This window comes from ANME-2 cluster archaeon (assembly GCA_019429385.1).
In the GTDB taxonomy this organism is placed as follows: Archaea; Halobacteriota; Methanosarcinia; order Methanosarcinales; family Methanocomedenaceae; genus Methanocomedens_B.
In genome coordinates this window covers 42,185-63,705 of record JAHYIS010000009.1, presented here as the reverse complement: position 1 = coordinate 63,705, position 21,521 = coordinate 42,185, and the positions used below count along the sequence as shown (strand labels likewise).

The 21,521-nt window shown below is 45.5% G+C and carries 24 protein-coding genes; 21 read left to right on the top strand and 3 right to left on the bottom strand.

Annotation, left to right across the window (positions count from 1 at the left end):
* The first annotated feature begins 103 nt into the window (after nt 1-103).
* The gene (locus tag K0A89_05035) at nt 104-1,456 is read left to right on the top strand and encodes an FAD-dependent oxidoreductase (protein ID MBW6517848.1); all 1,353 of its coding nucleotides are present in this window, start codon (nt 104-106) and stop codon (nt 1,454-1,456) included.
* 20 nt (nt 1,457-1,476) lie between these two features.
* Nucleotides 1,477-2,559, top strand: a complete 1,083-nt coding sequence (locus K0A89_05030) for an RNA 3'-terminal phosphate cyclase (protein MBW6517847.1) — start codon at nt 1,477-1,479, stop codon at nt 2,557-2,559.
* Nucleotides 2,560-2,626: 67 nt separating this feature from the next.
* Here K0A89_05030 and K0A89_05025 read toward each other — a convergent pair whose 3' ends face one another.
* Nucleotides 2,627-3,250, bottom strand: coding sequence for an RNA 2'-phosphotransferase (locus K0A89_05025; GenBank protein ID MBW6517846.1), 624 nt, complete (start codon nt 3,248-3,250; stop codon nt 2,627-2,629).
* A gap of 135 nt (nt 3,251-3,385) precedes the next feature.
* Here K0A89_05025 and K0A89_05020 point away from each other — a divergent pair, with 135 nt between their 5' ends.
* From K0A89_05020 to K0A89_04930, 19 genes are all read left to right on the top strand, one after another.
* Complete coding sequence (locus K0A89_05020) at nt 3,386-4,471, top strand: Glu/Leu/Phe/Val dehydrogenase (protein MBW6517845.1); 1,086 nt, start codon at nt 3,386-3,388, stop codon at nt 4,469-4,471.
* 6 nt (nt 4,472-4,477) lie between these two features.
* Nucleotides 4,478-5,851 (top strand): CoA-binding protein, encoded by a 1,374-nt coding sequence (locus K0A89_05015; GenBank protein ID MBW6517844.1) that lies wholly within the window; start codon nt 4,478-4,480, stop codon nt 5,849-5,851.
* Entirely contained in the window at nt 5,851-6,489 is a 639-nt protein-coding gene (locus K0A89_05010; protein MBW6517843.1) for an acetate--CoA ligase family protein, read from the top strand. The genes K0A89_05015 and K0A89_05010 overlap by 1 nt, the downstream gene beginning before the upstream one ends.
* Before the next feature lie 87 nt (nt 6,490-6,576).
* Complete coding sequence (gene albA / locus K0A89_05005; GenBank protein ID MBW6517842.1) at nt 6,577-6,855, top strand: DNA-binding protein Alba; 279 nt, start codon at nt 6,577-6,579, stop codon at nt 6,853-6,855.
* A gap of 8 nt (nt 6,856-6,863) precedes the next feature.
* The gene (locus K0A89_05000) at nt 6,864-7,439 is read left to right on the top strand and encodes a DUF366 family protein (protein MBW6517841.1); all 576 of its coding nucleotides are present in this window, start codon (nt 6,864-6,866) and stop codon (nt 7,437-7,439) included.
* Between the two features lie 108 nt (nt 7,440-7,547).
* On the top strand, nt 7,548-8,363 hold the full coding sequence (locus K0A89_04995; GenBank protein ID MBW6517840.1) for a sulfide-dependent adenosine diphosphate thiazole synthase: 816 nt from the start codon (nt 7,548-7,550) through the stop codon (nt 8,361-8,363).
* 234 nt (nt 8,364-8,597) lie between these two features.
* Complete coding sequence (locus tag K0A89_04990; protein ID MBW6517839.1) at nt 8,598-8,993, top strand: NADH-quinone oxidoreductase subunit A; 396 nt, start codon at nt 8,598-8,600, stop codon at nt 8,991-8,993.
* The gene (gene nuoB, locus K0A89_04985; protein ID MBW6517838.1) at nt 8,960-9,523 is read left to right on the top strand and encodes an NADH-quinone oxidoreductase subunit NuoB; all 564 of its coding nucleotides are present in this window, start codon (nt 8,960-8,962) and stop codon (nt 9,521-9,523) included. The genes K0A89_04990 and nuoB overlap by 34 nt, the downstream gene beginning before the upstream one ends.
* 30 nt (nt 9,524-9,553) lie before the next feature.
* Complete coding sequence (locus K0A89_04980) at nt 9,554-10,009, top strand: NADH-quinone oxidoreductase subunit C (GenBank protein MBW6517837.1); 456 nt, start codon at nt 9,554-9,556, stop codon at nt 10,007-10,009.
* A 10-nt stretch (nt 10,010-10,019) separates the two neighbouring features.
* Nucleotides 10,020-11,150: an NADH-quinone oxidoreductase subunit D gene (locus K0A89_04975; GenBank protein MBW6517836.1), complete on the top strand. Its 1,131-nt coding sequence runs from the start codon at nt 10,020-10,022 to the stop codon at nt 11,148-11,150.
* Nucleotides 11,151-11,163: 13 nt separating this feature from the next.
* Nucleotides 11,164-12,228 carry an NADH-quinone oxidoreductase subunit NuoH gene (nuoH, locus tag K0A89_04970; protein ID MBW6517835.1) on the top strand — a complete coding sequence of 355 codons (1,065 nt, stop codon included), beginning with the start codon at nt 11,164-11,166 and terminating at the stop codon, nt 12,226-12,228.
* Nucleotides 12,229-12,241: 13 nt separating this feature from the next.
* Complete coding sequence (locus K0A89_04965; protein ID MBW6517834.1) at nt 12,242-12,637, top strand: NADH-quinone oxidoreductase subunit I; 396 nt, start codon at nt 12,242-12,244, stop codon at nt 12,635-12,637.
* Complete coding sequence (locus K0A89_04960; protein MBW6517833.1) at nt 12,634-12,891, top strand: NADH-quinone oxidoreductase subunit J; 258 nt, start codon at nt 12,634-12,636, stop codon at nt 12,889-12,891. Before K0A89_04965 ends, K0A89_04960 begins: the two co-directional genes overlap by 4 nt.
* Nucleotides 12,892-12,893: 2 nt before the next feature.
* Nucleotides 12,894-13,184 (top strand): NADH-quinone oxidoreductase subunit J, encoded by a 291-nt coding sequence (locus K0A89_04955; protein ID MBW6517832.1) that lies wholly within the window; start codon nt 12,894-12,896, stop codon nt 13,182-13,184.
* Nucleotides 13,184-13,486, top strand: coding sequence for an NADH-quinone oxidoreductase subunit NuoK (gene nuoK / locus K0A89_04950; protein MBW6517831.1), 303 nt, complete (start codon nt 13,184-13,186; stop codon nt 13,484-13,486). The genes K0A89_04955 and nuoK overlap by 1 nt, the downstream gene beginning before the upstream one ends.
* 2 nt (nt 13,487-13,488) lie before the next feature.
* Complete coding sequence (gene nuoL / locus K0A89_04945) at nt 13,489-15,522, top strand: NADH-quinone oxidoreductase subunit L (protein MBW6517830.1); 2,034 nt, start codon at nt 13,489-13,491, stop codon at nt 15,520-15,522.
* 1 nt (nt 15,523) lies between these two features.
* Nucleotides 15,524-16,996: an NADH-quinone oxidoreductase subunit M gene (locus K0A89_04940; protein MBW6517829.1), complete on the top strand. Its 1,473-nt coding sequence runs from the start codon at nt 15,524-15,526 to the stop codon at nt 16,994-16,996.
* A 1-nt stretch (nt 16,997) separates the two neighbouring features.
* Nucleotides 16,998-18,476: an NADH-quinone oxidoreductase subunit N gene (locus K0A89_04935; protein MBW6517828.1), complete on the top strand. Its 1,479-nt coding sequence runs from the start codon at nt 16,998-17,000 to the stop codon at nt 18,474-18,476.
* Between the two features lie 12 nt (nt 18,477-18,488).
* The gene (locus K0A89_04930) at nt 18,489-18,842 is read left to right on the top strand and encodes a F420H2 dehydrogenase subunit FpoO (GenBank protein ID MBW6517827.1); all 354 of its coding nucleotides are present in this window, start codon (nt 18,489-18,491) and stop codon (nt 18,840-18,842) included.
* 93 nt (nt 18,843-18,935) lie between these two features.
* Here the strand turns inward: K0A89_04930 and K0A89_04925 are convergent, their stop codons facing one another.
* Nucleotides 18,936-20,201 (bottom strand): tRNA (N(6)-L-threonylcarbamoyladenosine(37)-C(2))-methylthiotransferase, encoded by a 1,266-nt coding sequence (locus tag K0A89_04925; GenBank protein MBW6517826.1) that lies wholly within the window; start codon nt 20,199-20,201, stop codon nt 18,936-18,938.
* A 14-nt stretch (nt 20,202-20,215) separates the two neighbouring features.
* Nucleotides 20,216-21,373, bottom strand: a complete 1,158-nt coding sequence (locus K0A89_04920) for a formate--phosphoribosylaminoimidazolecarboxamide ligase family protein (protein MBW6517825.1) — start codon at nt 21,371-21,373, stop codon at nt 20,216-20,218.
* Nucleotides 21,374-21,521 lie beyond the last annotated feature (148 nt).

Sequence of the window (21,521 nt, the reverse complement as noted above, 5' to 3'; positions counted from 1 at the left end):
CCCGCTCACAATAATTATTTTTCAGTGATAATTCCTGAAGAGTTCTTCAACCATTTTTTCATTTACGGTAAACCTAATCTTCCATAACTGCACAGTATAACATATGACAGGAAAGGTTGTTATCCTGGGTGCGGGTGCAGTGGGTATGACAGTGGCTACATACCTCAGGCGGCATACAGGTCACAGTATTACGGTCTTTTCATCTGATACTCATACTGCATACAGCCAGTGCGGGATGCCTTTTGTGCTGGAGGGGGTAATCCCTGATTTCTCTGACCTGATAGTAAGACCCAGGGATGCATTCATAGATATGGGCATTGACCTGCATCTTGAGACAACAATAAACCATATAGATGCAACCGGTCAGAAAGTGATATCAGATGCAGGCGCATTTGGATATGATTATCTGGTTATTGCTACAGGTAGTGTCCCCTTTGTTCCACCTGTCAAGGGAAGGGAACTGGATGGTGTGTTCACGTTGCACACCTTATCCGACGGCATGAAAATACATAGTTCGATCAACGACGGTAATCATGTAGTAATAATCGGTGCTGGTGGGATCGGGACTGAATTGGCAGCCAGCCTGGCTGTAAGAGGTATTGATGTTACTCTGGTCGAGGCATTGCCACAGGTGCTTCCCCTGACTATGGACCCGGATATGGCTTTGCTGGTACAGCAGCACCTTACTTCACTGGGTGTTCATGTGGTCACAGGAGTACAGGTGGATTCCATCAATGGATACGGTCATGTACGTTCAGTAACTATCCAGGGCGATACAGTACCGGCTGGAACAGTACCTTCTGACATTGTGATAATGGCAACAGGACTCAGGCCACTTAGCAGTATCGCTCAGAACGCGGGTTATAAAATTGGTATCACAGGTGGCATTGTAACTGATGAGCACCTGAGGGTCAGCGCAGATGCTGGGATACAGGATAACGTGTATGCTGGTGGTGAATGTGCCGAAGTGAAGGAGTTCGTCACAGGTTCACCGTTCATCAGCAGGCTGGGCTCGGCTGCCAGGCGCATGGCACGGGTGATCGGTGAGAACATTACCGGAGACGATGCCGTCTATCCACCAACGCTCAGCCCCAATGTAGTGGTTGCAGGGAAATTGACTGCAGGTTCAGTCGGCATTACTTCCCATACTGCAGCCCTCAACGATATCAGCGTGGTATGCGGAATATCAAAAGGAAGCACCCGGGCAGGGTATTACCCGGGCGGTTCACAACTGACTGTCAAACTTATTTTCTCGAACAGGATGCTGGTGGGCGCGCAGGTGGTAGCGGGTGAAGGTGTGAAGGAGCGTATAGATGCTCTTAGTCTTGCGATACGCATGGGCGCAACCGTGGATGACCTGCTTGAGTGGGAGACTGCTTATGCTCCGCCGGTGTCCATGGTCATCGACACTGTTACCTTTGCAGCCGATGATGCAAAAAGGAAGATGAGAGAGTAACAATAGACTGGGGATACAAGGTGAAGACCTTAGACGGATCATACGGTGAGGGCGGCGGCCAGATAATCCGCACAGCTGTGGCACTGAGTGCGGTGTTGGGGGAAGCTGTTACCATTCACAATATACGTGTAAACCGACCCCAGCCTGGACTGAAAAGCCAGCACCTCATGGCGGTCAAAACAGCTGCAAAGATGACCGGGGCACAGGTGGAGGGACTGAAAATAGGCTCCAGCAAGCTGACATTTATACCACAGGACATTAATGGAGGGCATTATGACGTTGATATCGGTACTGCAGGCAGTATTACCTTGCTGTTGCAGTGCCTGATGCCTGCCGCCGCCGCATCAAAGGAGCGCATCACGCTGGATATTACCGGTGGGACCGATGTTGCATGGTCGCCGCCGGTGGATTATATGTTCTACGTGCTGCTGCCGGTACTTATGTCAATGGGGCTGGAGTGCAGTATCAAGGTAAAGCAGCGTGGTTATTATCCGAAGGGCGGCGGAAAGGTGAGGGCCGAAATTGCTCCGTCCGTCCTCGTCGGTGTAGAGTTAGGGCGGGAACAGGGACGTAAGCAAGAGCAAAAGATGTGGCACGGAAAGCAGCAAATAGGACGTGAGAATAAATTTTATATCGACAATGAGAGAGGGCATATTACCGTTTGTGGCATTTCCCACAGTTCTAACTTACCCGAGCATGTATCCAGACGGCAGGCTGATTCAGCCCTGGCTGTGCTGGATGCGGCTGGTTATGGTGCTTCAATTGATACGGAAAACTTAAGATGCCCGTCAACAGGCAGTGGAATTACTCTGTGGAGTGGATACACGGGCGTCAGTACCCTGGGTAAAAGGGGATTGCCTGCTGAAAAAGTGGGACAGGCTGCTGCCGTTGAGATAATTGCCGAGCTTGATTCGGGTGCAGCAGTGGACATGCACCTGGCCGACCAGTTGATACCCTATATGGGTCTGGCAGGAAGCGGGAGCTTCACGGTGCGGGAGGTATCTGAACATACCAGGACCAATATCTGGGTTGTGGAGCAGTTTTTAGATGTTACGTTCGGGGTCGAGGCGCAGGAGGGTGGGCTTTTCAGGATTTATCTATAATTATTACTATAAATAAATCAGTAAAAAGGATATCATGGAGGTATTTCGATAAGTCAATCTCCACCGTTCACCCGGTCTTCATGACTTCGATATACCTGGGCGGAATTTCCTCAGAGAGCACTATAAGGTCGTTTACTTTCATCATCACTATGCCGTCATCCATAGCAGTGAAGGCATCTATCCTGAATATCACAGGGTCTTCAGTATGCACACTGGCAGCTTCCAAAGCCTTTTCGTACGTGGTGCTCATGTGGACATACCTCTGGCGTATTGGTTTGATACCCATTTCCTTTATCATGTCAGATTCTTCCTGGCTAACACCGTAAAACAGTTCTTCCAGGTCATTTTCTGGAAAATCCATATCTACATTAATGGAATGTCCATAACGGGCACGGATGCTGTTCCCAGCTATCTGGTACCTTTCCTTTACGTCAGATTCAACCATACCTATCAGTCGATTAGCAGATGCCCAGGGGTATCTGGTCATCATAACGTCAACGAGGACGTCCAGGCTCACCCAGCCGTGCTGGTCCATAGCCAGTCCAAGGTCATCAGGAAAATGCCGCAGTGCACCGGAAATAAAACGCCCCATCCGTTCGGTGCGTTCTGTATCAAGTACGTATCTGCCTTCGTCACCGCAATGGCAAACTTCTCCTCTGAAATAGCCGTGTTTCGGACACTTTCGTATCATGGTATTTGCAATATATTTGACACATCTTATAAACCTTATTAATTCATTGAAATACTATCAACAATATTATTAAATCAAAAACGACGTATACAAAATATTTGGTGGTATGAAATGGGATATGGGATTGAATTTGATATATTTCATCTGGCGGATGATCTGGGACCTGAACTCATAGTATATATGTCAGATATAAATACAGGATTGAAGGCCATTTTGGTAGTTGATAATACTGCCGCAGGACCTGCCATGGGCGGTATCAGGATGTCACCTGAGGTTACAACTGTTGAAGTTGCCAGGCTTGCCCGTGCAATGACCTTGAAGAACGCAATGGCACGCCTGCCTTACGGCGGCGGGAAATCTGGTATTATCGCTGACCCGGCACTGCCTGAAAAGGAAGCACTTATCCGTGCTTTTGCACGGAAGATACGTCATATCATTGAATATATACCAGGGCCTGATATGGGTACCAGCGAGACCGAGATGGCGTATATCAGGGACGAAATTGGCAGGGCTGTGGGACTGCCCGGGGTGGTGGGCGGCATTCCACTTGATGAAATTGGCAGCACAGGTTTTGGTGTAGCCATAAGTGCCGAAATAGCAGCAGAATTTATCGACCTTGACCTGAAAAGCGCCCGGCTCACCGTTGAAGGTTTCGGGGCCGTGGGCAAACATACTGCCAGGTTCCTGACAAGGAAAGGTGTAGTATTGATTGCCACCAGTGATTCCAAAGGCACCATCTATAATCCCGGCGGCCTGAACCTGGAGGAACTTATCAATGTAAAAAAATCCACTGGCTCGGTGCTCAATTACAGGGACGGCGAAAAACTGCATACCTCTGACCTGTTGAATATCAGTACAGATATATTCGTGCCAGCCGCCCGGCCTGATGTCATCACAGAGAGTAATGCCGATGCGCTGGATGCTAAATTAGTAATTGAAGGTGCTAACATACCTGCGACACTTGAAGCTGAAAATCAGCTTTTTGAAAGGGGGGTGCTGTGTGTTCCAGACTTTGTAGCCAATGCTGGCGGGGTTATAACAGCTTCTGTTGAATATCTGGGTGGAACTGAGAAGCAGGCATTTGAAAAGATCGAAATGACCATAAAGAACAATACCAGGGAAGTGCTTGAGTTGTCACGTAAAGAAGCCATGACCCCTCGAAAGGCCGCTGAGTCTATTGCCCGACATCGGGTATCCAAAGCTATGACGTACAGGAAGTAGATATTTTTGACATTAAAATCCATATTTGAACCAGATTCCATTGCTGTGGTTGGTGCATCTGCCAGTCCTGGTAAATGGGGGAATAGCATAGTAAAGAACTTGCTTGATAGCGGATTTAAAGGTGAAGTGTACCCGGTGAATCCACGGGAACAGGAAATCCTGGGTCGGACATGCTACAGTTCTGTGCTGGATATACCTGGACCGGTTGACCTGGCCGTAATAGCGGTACCTATTTCCCTGGTCTTTGAAGTTACTGATGAGTGTGGCAAGAAGGGGATAAAAGGAATAATAATGATAACGGCAGGTTTCAGCGAGACCGGAGATGAGGGACGGCAACTTGAAAAACGGTTAATTGAGATCATTGAACGTTATGGAATGCGGCTCATTGGCCCCAATACCCTGGGTGTCGTCAATTCAAAAATCGGTATGAATGCCAGTATCATCTCAAGGCTGCCAAATCCTGGCGGCATTTCGTTCATCACGCAAAGCGGCACGCTTGGGCTGGCACTGGCTGACTGGACCATGGAGATGGGTTTGGGTCTGAACATTGTGGTAAGTACGGGAAATAAGGCAAACATTGATGATGTTGATCTGCTGGAATACCTGGATGAGGACTCGAACACAAATGTGATAGCCATGTATGTGGAGGGTGTCAATCGGGGTCGGGAGTTTATGAATGTGGCAAAAAGGATATCAAAACCCATACTGGCAGTGAAGGCCGGGCGTACCGAGAGCGGTTCTAAAGCGGTTTTCTCCCATACAGGTAGTCTTGCAGGGTCAGATGAGGTATACAGTGCAGCATTTAAGCAGGCCGGTATTATCAGGGTGGAAAATATCGATGACCTGTTCGATTCGGCACTTGCCTTATCGGTCCAGCCTGCACCCAGAGGGAAACGCGTTGGGATAATCTCTAATGGTGGCGGTGCCAGTATCATTGCATCAGATGCATGTGAAAGGATGGGTCTCGATATACCTGAACTGCAGCTTGAAACAAGGGAGAGGATAAAGGAACTGGTTTCTGGTTTTGCTTCTGCACGAAATCCAGTGGATACAGCCGGACTGGCGGGATATGATGTGTACAACGGTATCGTGAGGCAGATGCTGCTTGACCCGAACATCGATGCTATGATTGTGATATATGTGCATACGGTAATGTGGGATGCAAGTATCTCTGCCAGGGCCATAGTGGATATTCACAGAGGCACATGCAGCAAACCTATTATTGCATGCTGGATGGGCGGAGCAGGTACAGAGAAAGGTGTGAATATCCTGAAAGAGGGAGGACTTCCTAATTATCCGGTACCTGAGAGGGCAGTGAAAGCACTTGCGTCACTGGTCAAACATCATGGTTTCCTTGAGAACGTAAAGGAGAGGGTTTGATGGAAGAAGTGATATGGGAACGGCTTAGGGATGCAAATATCCCGGTATTACCTATGATCCGGGCATCAACGGCCGCAAAAGCGGTGGATGCAGCGAACGTGCTCGGTTATCCGGTGGTCATGAAGATATTGTCTCCTGATATCAGTCATAAAAGTGATGTTGGAGGTGTTGTTCTCAGTTTGGGTTCAGATGGGGAAGTGGAGGCGGCATACCATACAATGATGGAGCGTGTGATTTCAATGGTCTCCAATGCCAGGATTAAGGGTGTGGTGCTCCAGAAGATGGCACAACCCGGCCTGGAAGTGATAGTCGGTGCAAAACGTGACCCTCAGTTCGGTCATGTAATAATGTTCGGTCTGGGAGGTATATTTGTAGAGATATGCAGGGATGTTTCCTTCAGGGTGACACCCGTGGACAGGGAGATGGCGCGACAGATGATTCTTGAGATCAAAGGTAGTCCCATCCTGGGGGGAGCCAGGGGGAGAACGGCAGTAGACATGGAAAAAATTATCGACGTAATTACAGGATTGTCGTTATTGCTTGATAAATATCCTGAAATACTTGAACTGGACATTAATCCTCTTGTGGTTTATCCAGACGGGGCATATGCTGTGGATGCAAGAATGCTTTCTCATTGAGCTGTGCCTCAGAAACGTTAAGAGAAAGTTATATGTAACATAGTTTAAACCTATAATATCTCCTTTGATTTTCGGTGAGGTGACGAAATGGAAAATGACGATGTAGTATTTGTCGGTAATAAACCAGTGATGAACTATGTACTCGCAGTGGTAACCCAATACAATAGTGGTGCTGAGATTGTGACCATTAAGGCACGGGGAAGAGCAATATCAAGGGCGGTCGATGTTGCTGAGGTCGCAAGGAACAGATTTTTGACTGACATGGAAGTAAAAGATATTATTATCTCGACCGAAAAAGTAACTTCCGAACGCGGTGAATCTAATGTGTCAGCCATTGAAATAATATTGGGCAAAAAACCAGAATAATTTTTTTTATGGAAACCAATTCTATTTCAGTTCGGATATTACCGAAAACACTGGACTATGACGGGTCGCAGATAAACCCGTTATGGGCATATTCAATAGGTATCCCTGGCAACAGTATCGTGGTATTCAGGGGAGCCATGGACATTCCCGATGCTAATGTAAAGGACCTTGAAGACCTGCAGAACCACAAGGCTATAAAGGGTGGAGACCTGTTGCATTTTATCGTGGAGCGTTTTGATTCCCCTGCCAGTATGAAGCTTGCATATTTCATACAACGTATGCTTGTTGTGTGTGCAAAGGATGTTTTAGCACAGCATGGCATAGAATCAAAGCGTAATGGCGATGACCTGTTTGTTGAAAAAGGTAAACTTTCAGTAAGCATAGCTACAGCAGGTATCTCTTCAGAAAAAGTACATTTTGGTATGAACATCTCGTGTGAGGGTACACCACCGGATGTCAGGGTAGCATGTCTGGATTTGCTGGGTATCATGGACGTAATGGGACTGGCCGGGGAAATTGCCAGTGCTTTCGTTCATGAGATGGATGATATCGAGTCAGACATTGTAAAGACCAGGCCACTTTAATATTTTTCGATTCCAAAAAGGATATATTGTTTGAATGGATAAGTTAACGGTGTGAATTAACAAACCAACATTGTTCACTATAACTGATTGTGCACCACGGGTGATTTTATGATAAAATTTGACCATATAGATGAGAAACAGGTAACGAGAGCAATAATCAATGGATTTACAAGGGATTTTAATACCATTATCGAATCTGATGTTGCGATCGTTGGTGGAGGCCCCAGCGGTCTTGTGGCAGCAAAAGAACTGGCATCTGCTGGAAAAAATGTCGTGATATTTGAATCTAACAACTATCTTGGTGGCGGTTTCTGGATAGGCGGTTACCTTATGAACAAACTGACCGTGCGGGCTCCCGGCCAGGTCGTGCTGGATGAGATAGGGGTACCATACGAGGAAGTTGAGCCCGGATTGTTCATGGCAAACGGACCACATGCCTGCTCCAAACTGATAGCTGCTGCCTGCGATGCAGGTGCAAAGATAATAAACATGACCAAGGTGGATGATGTTGTCATGCGCGAAGGCCGCGTGGCTGGAGTAGTCATCAACTGGACGCCTGTGGGTGCACTTCCCAGGGCTATTACCTGCGTGGACCCTGTTGCAGTGGAATCAAAACTGGTAATCGATGCAACCGGGCATGATGCAATTGTAGTGAACAGCCTGGTGAAAAGGGGTATGGTAGCTATGAAAGGTTTTGGCGGTATGTGGGTAAGCCGCAGCGAGGATCTCCTTGTAGAATATACTGGTGAGGTATATCCGGGATTGCTGGCCACGGGAATGGCTGTAGCCACCGTACATGGCCTGCCCAGAATGGGTCCGACCTTTGGTGGCATGCTGATATCAGGAAAGCGGGTAGCTGAAATCGCAATTCAACAGCTCGAATCTAACAGACTGGATCTCGAGCCTCTGGCAACGATACAATAGGTCGTATAGGGTAGGTTATGCTCCTCAGGGAGCTGACCTGCTTAATTATTATGTTTTCCTATTTTTTATAATATCTTTTTAATTATATCTAAATCCGAGTTGGATTCAAAGTGATTTGTATGCAATAATCGGCATACTTGGGATTTGTTTAGCCTTTGGTCTAATGAAAATTATTTCATAACATTTTTATACATATAATCTAACTCAACTTCGTTAGGACATTTAGGTGATGATATGGAGATTATTGATACTTTTATACCTGTAGCTATCTTCGTACTATTTGGGTTAGTGATTCCTCTGGCAATAATGTTTATGGTAAAGCAGTTATCGCCAAGAAGCAGGTCGCCGGCCAAGTTCACGACATATGAAAGCGGTTCTGTGCCCACTGGTAGTGCGAACATTATGTTCAATGTTGAATATTATGCATTGGCGATACTTTTTGTATTGTTCGATGTTGAGGTCTTATTCTTGTATCCATGGGTAACCATATATGTGAACAATACGGTAAAGGATGCTATTTTTGGGTTCAGTACGGGGCTTGCTGTGTTTGAGATGTTTTTATTCTTACTGGTTGTGTTTCTGGGATATGTTTATGCATGGAAGAAGGGGGTTTTACAGTGGGTGAAATAGAGATCGAGCTGCCATCGAATGTTGCATTCACCACTACCAGTGCAATACATGATTTTATAAAGAGTTCTCCCCTGCAAAAACTGGTAAACTGGGGCCGAAAGAATTCATTATGGTTTATGACCCATCCAATGGGTTGCTGTGGAATTGAACAGATATGCGTGGGTGTCGCACACTATGATACTGACAGGTTCGGTATCATCCCGCGTGCATCCCCAAGACAGGCTGATGTGATGATGATAAGCGGTTATGTTACCAAAAAATATCTACCTGCATTGAAAAGAGTATGGGACCAGATGGTGGAACCTAAGTGGATATTGATGATGGGAGAATGTGCAATTTCCGGCGGCCCATGGTGGGAATCATATAGTACTGTTATCAATATGGATGAAATATTCCCGGTGGATATCTACATTCCCGGGTGTCCGCCAAGACCCGAAGCTCTTCTTGAGGGTTTCATACAGCTTCAGAAAAAGATCGAAGCACAGCAGGACAGGACTGCAGTTCCAAATCCAGCAGACAAAGGGGTGTAACATATGGGAGAAGAAGGAGCAGTAAAAGAAATGATTGATAAAACCATAATGATTGAATTATCTGACAAGTTCCCAAATGCAGTGTCCGGTGTGGACGTCCCCTCACTTAACAGGGCGGTAGCCAGGATCGATTCAAGCAAGGTTAAAGAGATCATGCAATTTTTACTTGACAAAGGGTTTGACCATCTTTCCTGTTTATCAGGTGTGGATTATCCTCCTGATAAGATGGAAGTGGTATATCATATCACATCATATTCCGGACCTTTGGTCATAACATTAAAAGCTTCAATACCCAGGGATGATCCGAAGATCGACTCACTTTGTGATATCTACTGGAATGCAAATTGGTATGAACGGGAAACGTACGAACTTTTTGGTATACGATTTAATGATTGTCCTTATTTGAAGGTCTTATTACTACCGGAAGATATGGAAGGAGAATGGCCACTGCGAAAAGATTACGCAGGATATCCCAATCCAACATAGGTGATGAAAAATGACGCATGAATCAACTCAAATTACTTCCCCACCCAGGCCGTCTGAAATTCTCTTGCATCTTGGACCACAGCATCCGCTGCAACCAGGTCCTTTTTTGCTTGACCTGAAGATAGAGGGTGAGACCATACGAGAGGCCGAACTCAAGATCGGGTATATCCATAAAGGTATGGAAAAGGTGTTTGAAGACAGGACATATATCCAGATCCTGCCACTTAGTGATAGGATATGTTACCTTGCCTCTAATTCCAATAATGATGTATATTGTCGGGGTGTAGAGGAATTACTGGGTATAGAACCTACAGACCGTGCAAAATATCTCAGGGTATTGACCAATGAGCTTTGCAGGATACAGAGCCATCTGTTGGGAATAGGTGAATATACAACAGATGTGGGCTTTTTGACCATGTTCATTTATATGGTACGGGAGAGGGAAGGAGTCGTATCTCTGCTGGAAGCTATTACAGGCTCAAGGTTGAACCATAATTATGCACGGTTTGGCGGAGTGGCAAATGACCTTCCACCGGGTTATAAAGAGATGGCATTAAAAACCCTGGGCGAGTTGAAGAAGATGATCAAATCCCACGATGGGATGTTGTCCAGTGATTCTATTTATCTCAAGAGGACAAAAGGTGTGGGAGTATTAACTGCCAAGCAAGCAAAAGAACTTGGAGTGGCAGGACCACCTTTGAGAGCGTCAGGTGTGGAATATGATCTGAGGCGGGTCGAGCCATATTTGGTATACGATGAACTTGATTTCAATGTGATCACCCAGACTGATGGCGATGTATTTTCTCGTGTCAAAGTAAGACTGTTGGAAATCCTTGAGAGCATCTACATTATTGAGCAGGTTCTGGACCAGATGCCTTCTGGCAAATACAAGCAGGATGTAATGCCTTATATTACACGGCCCAAACCGGGAGAGGTGTATAGTCGTACTGAAGATCCAAGGGGAGAGATGGGAATGTATATTATTTCAGATGGTTCAGATAAACCATATCGATTCAGAATCAGGGGTCCCGCATTTGCTACGGCACAGGCACTTCCCCCATTATTGGTGGGAACATATGTGGCAGATGTGGCAGCAATAGCTGCGAGTATGGATTCATGTACCAGTGAGGTCGACAGGTAGGAGGTGGGATAGTATGGGAATATTTGTTGAAATATATGAGGGAATTATGAATTTTCTTGTCTGGTTCTTTTCAACCTGGGAATTATCACCCTGGGTTAGGGGCTTACTTGGTGGAGTTGTGATCGGATGTGTATTTGGAGGAGCGCTTTTAATGGTATATCTTGAGCGAAAATTCCTGGGAGATATCCAATCCAGGATCGGACCGAACCGTGTTGGGGGCCGGTTCGGTTTATTACAGCTGATCGCTGATGCCATCAAACTATTCACGAAAGAAGATGTTATACCTGCCAATGCAGATAAATGGTTATTTATCGGTGCCCCAATTGTCGCACTTACGTCCGGTTTTTTAATGGTGGCAGTAATCCCTTTTGACCTCCTTATGATCAAAGGGAATGAATATGCTGTAGCTGTATCCCGAATGGATGTCAGTATTCTTTATCTGGAAGCGGTTTCAGGATTGGCAATTTTTGGTATATTTATGGCAGGCTGGGGTTCAGGCAGTAAATATTCGTTGCTTGCAGGATTCAGGAACATTGCAAAGATGATCGGGTATGAAGTTCCCTTAGGTATTTCAATTATCAGTGTGGCAGTGATGGCACATTCGCTGGATATTGTTGAGATCGTGGAAGCCCAGTCAAGTTTATGGTTCCTTATTTTACAGCCATTGGGATTTATCGTATTTGGCATCGCCTTGCTGGCTGATGTGGGACGAATACCATTTGACCAGACAGAAGCAGAGGAAGAACTCATTGCAGGGTGGGCTACGGAATATAGTGGTATGAGATGGGGTCTGGCATTCTTTGCTGAATATTTCCATGCAGTGGTTGGCGCATTTGTGGTAAGCCTGATATTCCTGGGGGGATGGAATGGACTCCCGATTATCGGTAATTTGTGGATTCCCGGTATCTTCTGGGTGCTTATTAAGACAATTGTTGTGATCATGATCATGATATGGATACGTGGTGCATTACCCAGGTTAAGGATCGACCAGGTAAGTGACATCGGCTGGAAAGTATTGATCCCACTTGCATTGCTAAATCTGGTGTGGTCAACTATCATTGGATTAATGTGGGCCTGAGGAGGGGAAAGAGATGGTACTGAAAAATTTATATTTGACACTTCGCAATGTATATACAAAATCTGTAACGAGACTGTACCCGGAAGAGATTATGGAACTTCCTGATGCATTCAGGGGGCAGCAACATCTGGATAAGGATAAATGTGTGGGTTGTGGCATATGTTCCCAGATGTGTCCCAATGATGTCATTGAGATTGTAAAATCCGGGAAATGGTATCCACAATTTGATAACGGGCATTGCATGTTCTGCGGATTATGTGTTGAATTTTGTCCAAACGGGGCACTGTCTATGACAAAACATTTCGAATTGGCCTGTTGGACCAGGGCAGAGACGATCTACAGTCCAGATCAACTCGCAGCTCCAAATAAAGCTGAACTTGAAGGAAGGACCGGGGGATATAAGAAATGATAGATCTTCAAATAATACCTTTCGCGATAATATCAATGATCATGATTGGTTCATCCATTATGGTGGTTAGATCAAAGGAAGTTGTTCACAGCGCTTTTCATTGCATTATAGCTATGATGAGTGCAGCAGGGTTCTATGTACTGCTTAGCGCGCAGTTCATAGCTGTTGTACAGATTTTGGTATATGTTGGAGCTATTGGCGTGATGATCTTGTTTGCAGTGATGCTTACCAACAGAGGACAGGAGGTGGACTAAAGATGGAACAATTATCGGGTAAAGTTGGAAATATTATTAACCTGGCGACTGCACTTCTTCTGGTTGCAGCATTTGTACTCGCCATATTGAGTGCTTCTGCATCCAATTCCTGGGGTGATGCCAAATCCATTGATTTTACTATTTGGAATGACGGCTCAAAGGACCCAAGTGCGGTTGAACATGTTGGAAGCCTTTTGTTCACCCAATATGTGATTCCCTTTGAGGTTCTTTCGCTTGTCCTGTTAGCGGCGTTGTTAGGGAGTATTTACATGGCCAAAAAGGAGGAGGAGTAATGTTACCGGTTAGTTATTATCTCATTGTTTCTGCTATAGTCTTCAGCATTGGGGTCTATGGTGTAATGACACTGCGTTCAGGAATCATGATCATGATGTGTGTTGAGCTGATGCTCAATGCAGCAAACATCAACCTGGTAGCATTTTCAGCACATTTCAGCCAGGTCAACGGTCATGTTTTTGTACTGTTCAGCATTGCGCTGGCAGCGGCTGAAGCGGCAATAGGATTCGCAATACTGATGAACATCTTCCGGTCCAGGGGCAATGTCAATATTGACAACATCAATATTTTGAGGTGGTAAATATGGATTTTGGTTCTTTAGCATTCTTAATTCCGGGCTTGCCAGTACTTGCCTTTGTTCTTACCCTTGCCTTTGGCAAAAAAATGCCCCATGGCGGTGGACACATACCAATAGTAGCAATTGCACTGTCATTTATCATATCTGTACTAATATTTTTGCAGATATATCCAGAACATGGAACCGTAGAACAATCAGCTCACTGGTTCAGCGTGCTGAATGTTGGCATTTTCATTGACCCGCTGGCTATTGTGATGTTGATGATGGTTACGTTCGTAAGTTTGCTTATTCACATATATGCCCTGGGTTACATGTCACATGATCCTGGTCAGACCAGGTATTTCGCAGAAACGGCACTTTTCACAGCTGCCATGCTTGGTGTAGTCCTGGCTGACAATATCCTCCAGTTCTTCATTGCCTGGGAACTGGTAGGTCTGTGTTCGTATCTCCTCATCGGGTTCTGGTTCCGCAAACCTTCGGCTGCAGCTGCAGCCAAGAAGGCATTTTTAACAACCCGGGTGGGTGATGTACTGTTCCTGGCAGGTATTGTGATATTATATTTCAACATGTACACGCACGTACTTCCCGAAGTTGGTAGTCACGGGACTGTGTACCTGCTCCAGTTCAAGACAATATTTGCACATTTAACGCTTATACCAACAGACCAGCTAACTATCATCACATTGTTGTTCTTTGGTGGTGCTGTGGGCAAGAGCGGGCAGTTCCCGCTCCATGTATGGCTGCCGGATGCCATGGAAGGCCCGACAACCGTTTCGGCCTTGATCCATGCGGCCACAATGGTAACGGCTGGTGTATATCTTGTTGCCAGGACGTTCCCAATGTTCATTGCAGCACCTGAATCACTTATCATTGTTGCATTGATTGGCGGGTTCACGGCCCTGTTCGCATCCACTATGGGACTGGTGATGAATGATATCAAACGGGTGCTGGCATTTTCCACGATCAGCCAATTGGGTTATATGATGATGGGATTGGGTGTCGGTGCTATAATCGGTGCCGAAGCAGTAGGCTTCGCCATGTTCCATCTGATCAACCATGCTTTCTTCAAGGCATGTTTGTTCCTGTGTGCCGGTAGTGTCATTCATGCAGTGGGAACCAATGACCTGCGTGAGATGGGTGGTCTGTATGGTAAAATGAAGATCACAGCCATTACTATGTTGATTTCTTCGCTCGCATTGGCGGGTATAGGTATTCCCGTAAGTATCGGTGCCATAAAGCTCGGTACCAGTGGTTTTATCAGCAAAGATGCGATTATCCTTGAAGGTGCGTATTCCTACTTACACTTTGGTGGTGCTTACGGCTCTTTGATATTTTTCTTTGGAGTAGCCGCTGCATTGCTGACGTCTATATATACATTCAGACTATGGTTCATGGCCTTTACGGGAAAACCCCGTCAGGAAAGACATGCACATGAATCTCCTTCAACTATGACAGTACCTTTAATGATCCTGGCTGCATTGGCCCTGGTATTCGGTGCTCTTACCTTCTCACCGTTCATCCACTATCTTGAGACTACTTATGAGAATGAGTTCTTTGAAGAGATAGATCCCAGCGGTTACATCCACGGACTTGCCGAGAGGGGCGGATATCATATCCCTGAAAATCCGATCGTACATCTGACACTCGCACACGATACACTTATCATGATGCTGCCGGTTATTGCCGGGTTACTTGGATTAGCAATATCCTGGGCCATATACCACAAACGGATGTTCAGTGTAGCATCCATAGGGAATATGCGAAATCCACTTTACAGGATACTTGCCAAACGATATTACCAGCACGAGATATTCATTGAACTGATATCCCTGAAGTTTACCTATGGTGTACTTGCATTGACAGGTGAGTTCAGTGACCGTAAGATCGTGGATGGTATCATTGATGGCATCAGTTCGTTTATCATAGGAGGAGCAGAAGTCTTGAAAAAGATACAAACAGGTGTCGTGCAGAACTATGCCACTGCAACGATTTTAGGGGTTGCTTTGTTAGCTTTGGTATTAACATTTGGAGTGATTTAAGATGGATAGCGTGCTTTCATTAATATTGTTCATCCCACTCATAGGTGCAGCAATTACACTTTTCACCAAAACCCGTGAATCAGCAAGGATGATAGCGTTAATTGCTTCAGCAGTACCTTTGGTACTTACAGTAATGATATATCTCCAGTTCAATTCCGGTCTGGCCTTCCTGAAATTCCAGTTCGTGGAAAAGATCAGTTGGATAAGCAGTTTGGGAATAAATTATTATCTTGGTGCTGACGGAGTCAGTATGCCGCTGATACTGTTAAATGCAATACTCTGTCCATTGACTGTAATTTATGCATGGGGAGAGAATAAACAACCGAACCAGTTCTTTGCTTTGATACTAGTACTGCAGGCTGGAGTGTTCGGGGTGTTCATGGCCCTTGATTTCTTCCTGTTCTACATATTCTGGGAACTGACATTGATACCGCTATACTTCCTGATAAGTATCTGGGGTGGTCCTAACAAGGATTATGCAGCCATTAAATTCTTTATTTACACCCATGTTGCCAGTCTTGTGATGTTACTGGGTATATTTGCCTTGTATTTCAGTACTGGTGTAAATACCTTTGAGATACCAGTGTTGTTACAGGCATTTGCAGATATAGCATCTCCTGAAATGAGAGTTGCCATCTTCCTTGCCCTGTTCTTTGGGTTTTTGGTCAAGATGCCCACTGTTCCATTCCATACCTGGTTGCCAGATGCCCATGTTGAGGCACCAACAGCAGGCAGTGTACTGCTTGCCGGCGTGTTGCTCAAGATGGGCGGATACGGTCTTTTCAGGGTACTATTGCCGATGATTAATGGTCTGGGACAATATCGCTCAGATATAATCACTCTAATGGCGGTGCTGGCTGTGGTAAGCATATTGTATGCAACATTTTTGGCACTTGCGCAGAAGGACATGAAAAAGATGGTGGCATACAGCAGTGTAGCCCATATGGGATATGTTATGCTGGGTGCAGCCGCATTCAATTTCATGTCAGTAAGTGGTGCCATGTTCCAGCAATTCAGTCATGGATTGATCACTGCCGTGCTTTTCATGAGTGTTGGTGTTATACAGCACACTGTGCATACCCGGAAGATCTCTGAACTGGGTGGATTAGCAGACAGGATGCCTAAACTTGCTTTCCTGATGATGGCCGGATTTATGGCTTCACTGGGACTTCCGGCTATGAGTGGTTTTGTTGCCGAGTTCCTGGTATTGACAGGAAGTTATCTAACATTGCCTGTATTTGCACTCCTGGCAATGTTGGGTATTGTGGCTACAGCCGGATATCACTTATGGGCGATGCAACGAGCCATGTTTGGCAGTTACAATGAAAAACTTGGTGAACCTCATGACCTGGCAGTCTACGAGATGATACCAATGGCAATACTGGTATTACTGATAATACTTTTCGGAGTATATCCTGCACCAGTGATGAATGTGTTTGAATATGCCAGTAAAATCATTCCAGGAGTGATGTAATATGACTTTCGTTGATTTGATATCTCAATTTGCTCCGGAAATAATATTGACCATTAGCGCACTTGCCATAATGTTGATAGGCCTGGGTCTTGAGGCGAAAGAGAAAAGGGCTTTGGGGTATATTGCCGGACTATCTCTTGTTTTGGCCAGTCTTATCGTGGTATTCAGGGGAACTTATGGTTTCCCGTTGGAAGGTATAATAGCAGATTCCCTGACAATTGACCCGATGAGCCAGTTCTTTAAACTGACGTTTTTACTGGTGTCATTAATTGTTGTCATAGCATCACTAAAACAATATGATAATCATCAGAACCAGGATGAATATTACACTTTGATACTGTTCGGAACTATCGGTATGATGGTAGTTGCCTCAGCAGTGGATATTGTGACTATATTCATCGGGTTTGAACTGGCAAGTTTGTCCACATATGCTCTGGCAGGGTTCAACAAAAAGGACCCAAGCAGTATGGAAGCTGCTATAAAGTACTTTATTGTAGGTGCCCTGTCGTCTACCTTGTTGTTGTTTGGGTTGTCATATTTATACGGTTTGAGCGGTGGCCTGACCAATGTCAGTGACATCGCAGAATTCTTTAGTGCCAATCCAACCGTCATCCAGAGTCCATTAGGTATAATGGCGATGATGCTGATCGTCGCTGGTTTCGGATTCAAGATGGCTCTGGTACCATTCCATATGTGGGCGCCGGATACATATCAGGGCGCACCTACCGTGATATCGGCACTACTGGCAGCCGGGTCAAAGAAGATGGCCTTTGTGGCAGCTTTCAGGGTATTGTTGATTGCAATGATAGCTGTCAAGGTAGATATGGCAATAGTGTTCACTATTCTTGCCATACTTACCATGACTATTGGTAATGTAGTTGCTCTTAGCCAGAGAAGCTTGAAGCGAATGTTAGCGTATTCTTCTGTGGCACAGGCTGGGTACATTTCCATGGTATTTGTGGTAATGTCGCCAGAAGCACTGACAGGTGCAGTCCTGTATGTTATGTCCCATGCTTTCATGAAAACAGGTGCTTTCATTGCTGTAGCAGCACTGGGCTATATGTTAGTGAAGGAAAACAGCAGTGCAAAGGACGTTGACCATCTGGATAATTTCGCTGGTCTTGGTAAAAGGTCGCCATTTTTGGCATTTTGCATCATGATATTCCTGTTCGCCCTGTCTGGCATTCCACCAACGGCAGGTTTTGTCAGCAAGTTCATCCTGTTCTATTCAGTATTGAAAGGCGGATTTGTGTTCTTAGTGACTATTGCCATATTGAACAGTGCATTGTCCCTGTATTATTATGCCAGGGTCGTGAAATATATGTATGTGTTGCCACCCCCGTCCAGTGAGAAATTGGCCTTACCCAGAGCATATTCACTTGCTATTTTTCTGGCATTGATAGGTGTCCTGGCAATAGGTATTGTTCCGGAACCTTTTATCAACTGGGCAGCAAGTGCAGCGAATGTATTGGGACTATAGGAGGTGAAAAAAATGGGAGATTGTGATCTATGCGGTGTATCAAGACCTACTCTTTGTCCTGTGAAACCTGACGTGCCGAGATTCAGGAAAGCTTTCCCTACCGGAATGTGGATGGGCATATGCGAGGAATGTACCAACGCTACCCATAAAGCCAATAGTACTCGTGTTGAAGCAAAAGGAAAAAAATGTGACCTGTGCAGCAAGAAAGACGAAAAGCTGTATAGTGTCGGATTAAAAGTCCCGGATTTCAGCGAGCCCTATTACAAGGAGAAAGAAGTAAATCTGTGTGAGACTTGTTTGGATGCTACAGAAATAACATTCAAGAAGCAACAGGCAGAAAAGGTGACTGACAAAGGCCATCATTAAAAGATATGTATAGATGCATAGATACCTGATATATAGGAATAAATCTTATGCAACGGGGTATAATGCCCCGCATCTTTTTTTTATCTAAATCATTTATTTATTCGTTTGTTCCTCCTTTTGAACTTCGCCTATCAGATAGGTGATAGTTGAATCTACAATGGTAACGTTATGCCACTCACCCAGCGGTAGATTTTCACGAACCGCTACCATGTTATAGTAATTATCTCGTCCAACAGTAGAATTATTCTTACCGGCATGGGTTGTTAGTATGCGGGTTTGTTCTCCTATCTTACTCTGTAATATTGCCCGGGTCAGATCATGATGTGAGTTTGTGAGTACTCTGGAGCGCTCTTTTTTAAACCTGTCAGGCATATCGTACAGCAGGGATGCCGGGGTATTGGGTCGTGGGGAGTAACGTGTAATGTTGACCTTTTGAGGTTTAATATTTTCCAGCAGTTCTAGCGTTGCGTTAAAATCCTCATTGGTCTCGGTAGGATATCCTACGATAAAATCCGTTGACAGGATGATAGAGGGGAACATTTCCCTGAATGCTTGTACGATGAGCTTGAACTCGTCAACAGTATGCTTGCGGTTCATGGATTCCAGTACTCGTTCAGAACCGGACTGGATAGGCAGGTGCAGGAACTTAAATATGTGTGTTTCTTTGAATGCATCAGCAACCTCATCAACAATATCAAGTATAGTGAATGGATTCATCATCCCTACTCTGATCATATGGTCACCATCAATAGCGTTCAATGCTTTCAGGAGTTCAGGCAGGCGGACTCCTGTATCCAGTCCGTAAGCTGAAATATCCTGTGAACTGAGCTGGAGCTCTTTGGCACCAGAAGCTATCATAGACCTGACCTCCTGAACGATTTCGGGTATGGAACGGCTTATCAATTCACCCCTGGCCTGCCTTACAATGCAGTAAGAACAATGTCCCACACAACCCTGTGAAATGCTGACAATCCCGGTCACCTCTTCAATCAAAGGTATAGCGTTGCCTGAATCCGGGGTTATATCGGTTTCATTTCCCTCATCCCCTGTTATATTAATTATATCTTCCAGGGAGGATGGAATGATAATCCTGCAGTTTATATCTTTAAGTGTTTCGGGTTGTGCTGCGGAAAGGCATCCAGCCACAGTGACCTGTTTTCCTGAACCAGAGACCGAGCGGATATATTTCAGGACATGCCGTTGGGTAGTACAGGTAACGGTGCAGGTGTTCACCAGCACCATTTCAGCGGAATCTTCAGTATCGGTAAAAGTATGTCCTTCGGCTGTTAGCAGTTGTCTCATCCTGAGACTGTCGGCCTTGTTTGCAGTACAGCCGAATGTCTTGATATATATCCTCATTCTGGAGGCAGAATTTATGTTACTATCATATCAAGTTTATCCATCTCGATAGCGTTACGTATCTCCATCGCCAACCGCCTGCCTGAACTCATGGGAACGCGCCAGACCGTATTGCCGTATGGATGTCCAACAGACATATGGACATTGGTACCGCCACCTACCCTGGGTGCCACATCATAGATGTGGAAATTGAGGTCCTTATCCACGCAGGTTTGGAGGCAGAAGGGACCGATGATGCCAGGGTCGTAATATTTCTGGGTAGCAGCTACGTATTTTTCAGCCATTTCAAAAGCTTCTTCAAGCAGTGATTCACGAAGAGTTGCGGAATTGTGGCCGCAAACTGTGTACTCAGGGGTTTTCTGGTGGGGTTTCAGTGTCATCTGCTGGGGTGCAGGCAGCCTGACATGACCGTCCAGGCTCGTCTCGAACCGCCAGTCAATTCCCAGTAGTTCGAGGGGGCTAAGTTCTTCCTCAAGAGGTGAGTAGAAGAAATCAAGGTTAAAGACCGGGCCGATAATGTAACGTTCGATGCGGGCGTTGTCAAGGGCATCCTGGGTGATGACGTTCTGGGACAGCAGTGCTTCTGATTTTTCCACGTATTCGGCATAGGATGCTGCTGAGAAGAAACCACGTTCTAATTTCTTTACCGCGTGAGGGAGTTTTACCATTACCAGCTCATCGATATCCTGCGGGTCATCCAGTTTTTCCGGGTAGGGTAGGTTTGCTTTGTCCAGCAGCCAGTAGTAGTCCTGTTCTTCGCCACGTTCCTCGCTGCGCAGTAAGTTCCTGCTGCCTACAAGAGGTACCCTGAAATCATTTTCTACTGCGTCTATGCCGCAATATGATGTGAATGAGCGGTTGGGGATGAACAGAACGTTGTTGTCAATGAGGTTCTGCTGTGCATCAGGCTGGAGTATCTCATCGAATTGATCGTATACAACCCAGTCGTCTACCACACCGCGCAGGACATTGCCGTCTTCATCGCATGCGGTCTTGAAATATTTGGTATAGGTTTGTTCCCGGCCGCTGCGACATACGGCATAGGTACTGAAACCTTCTTCTACAGCGCCATCGAATACGTCCAGAGCTGAATGGGATGCCATGGTTCCTATTTTGTATTCTGTGGAGTTGTATTCTTGCAGGATATCGATAATTTCGTTTCTATCAATCATATTGGCTTGTCCTCGAAAAAAATGAATCTTAAATAATGTGGAACTAAAAGGATAGGAGATTATAAAAAGGTGATGTTTTTTCATGTTCGGCGTTAAAAGGATAAGGATTAATAGGCAGTAAGACGAATTGGAATATCTCCAACCAAAA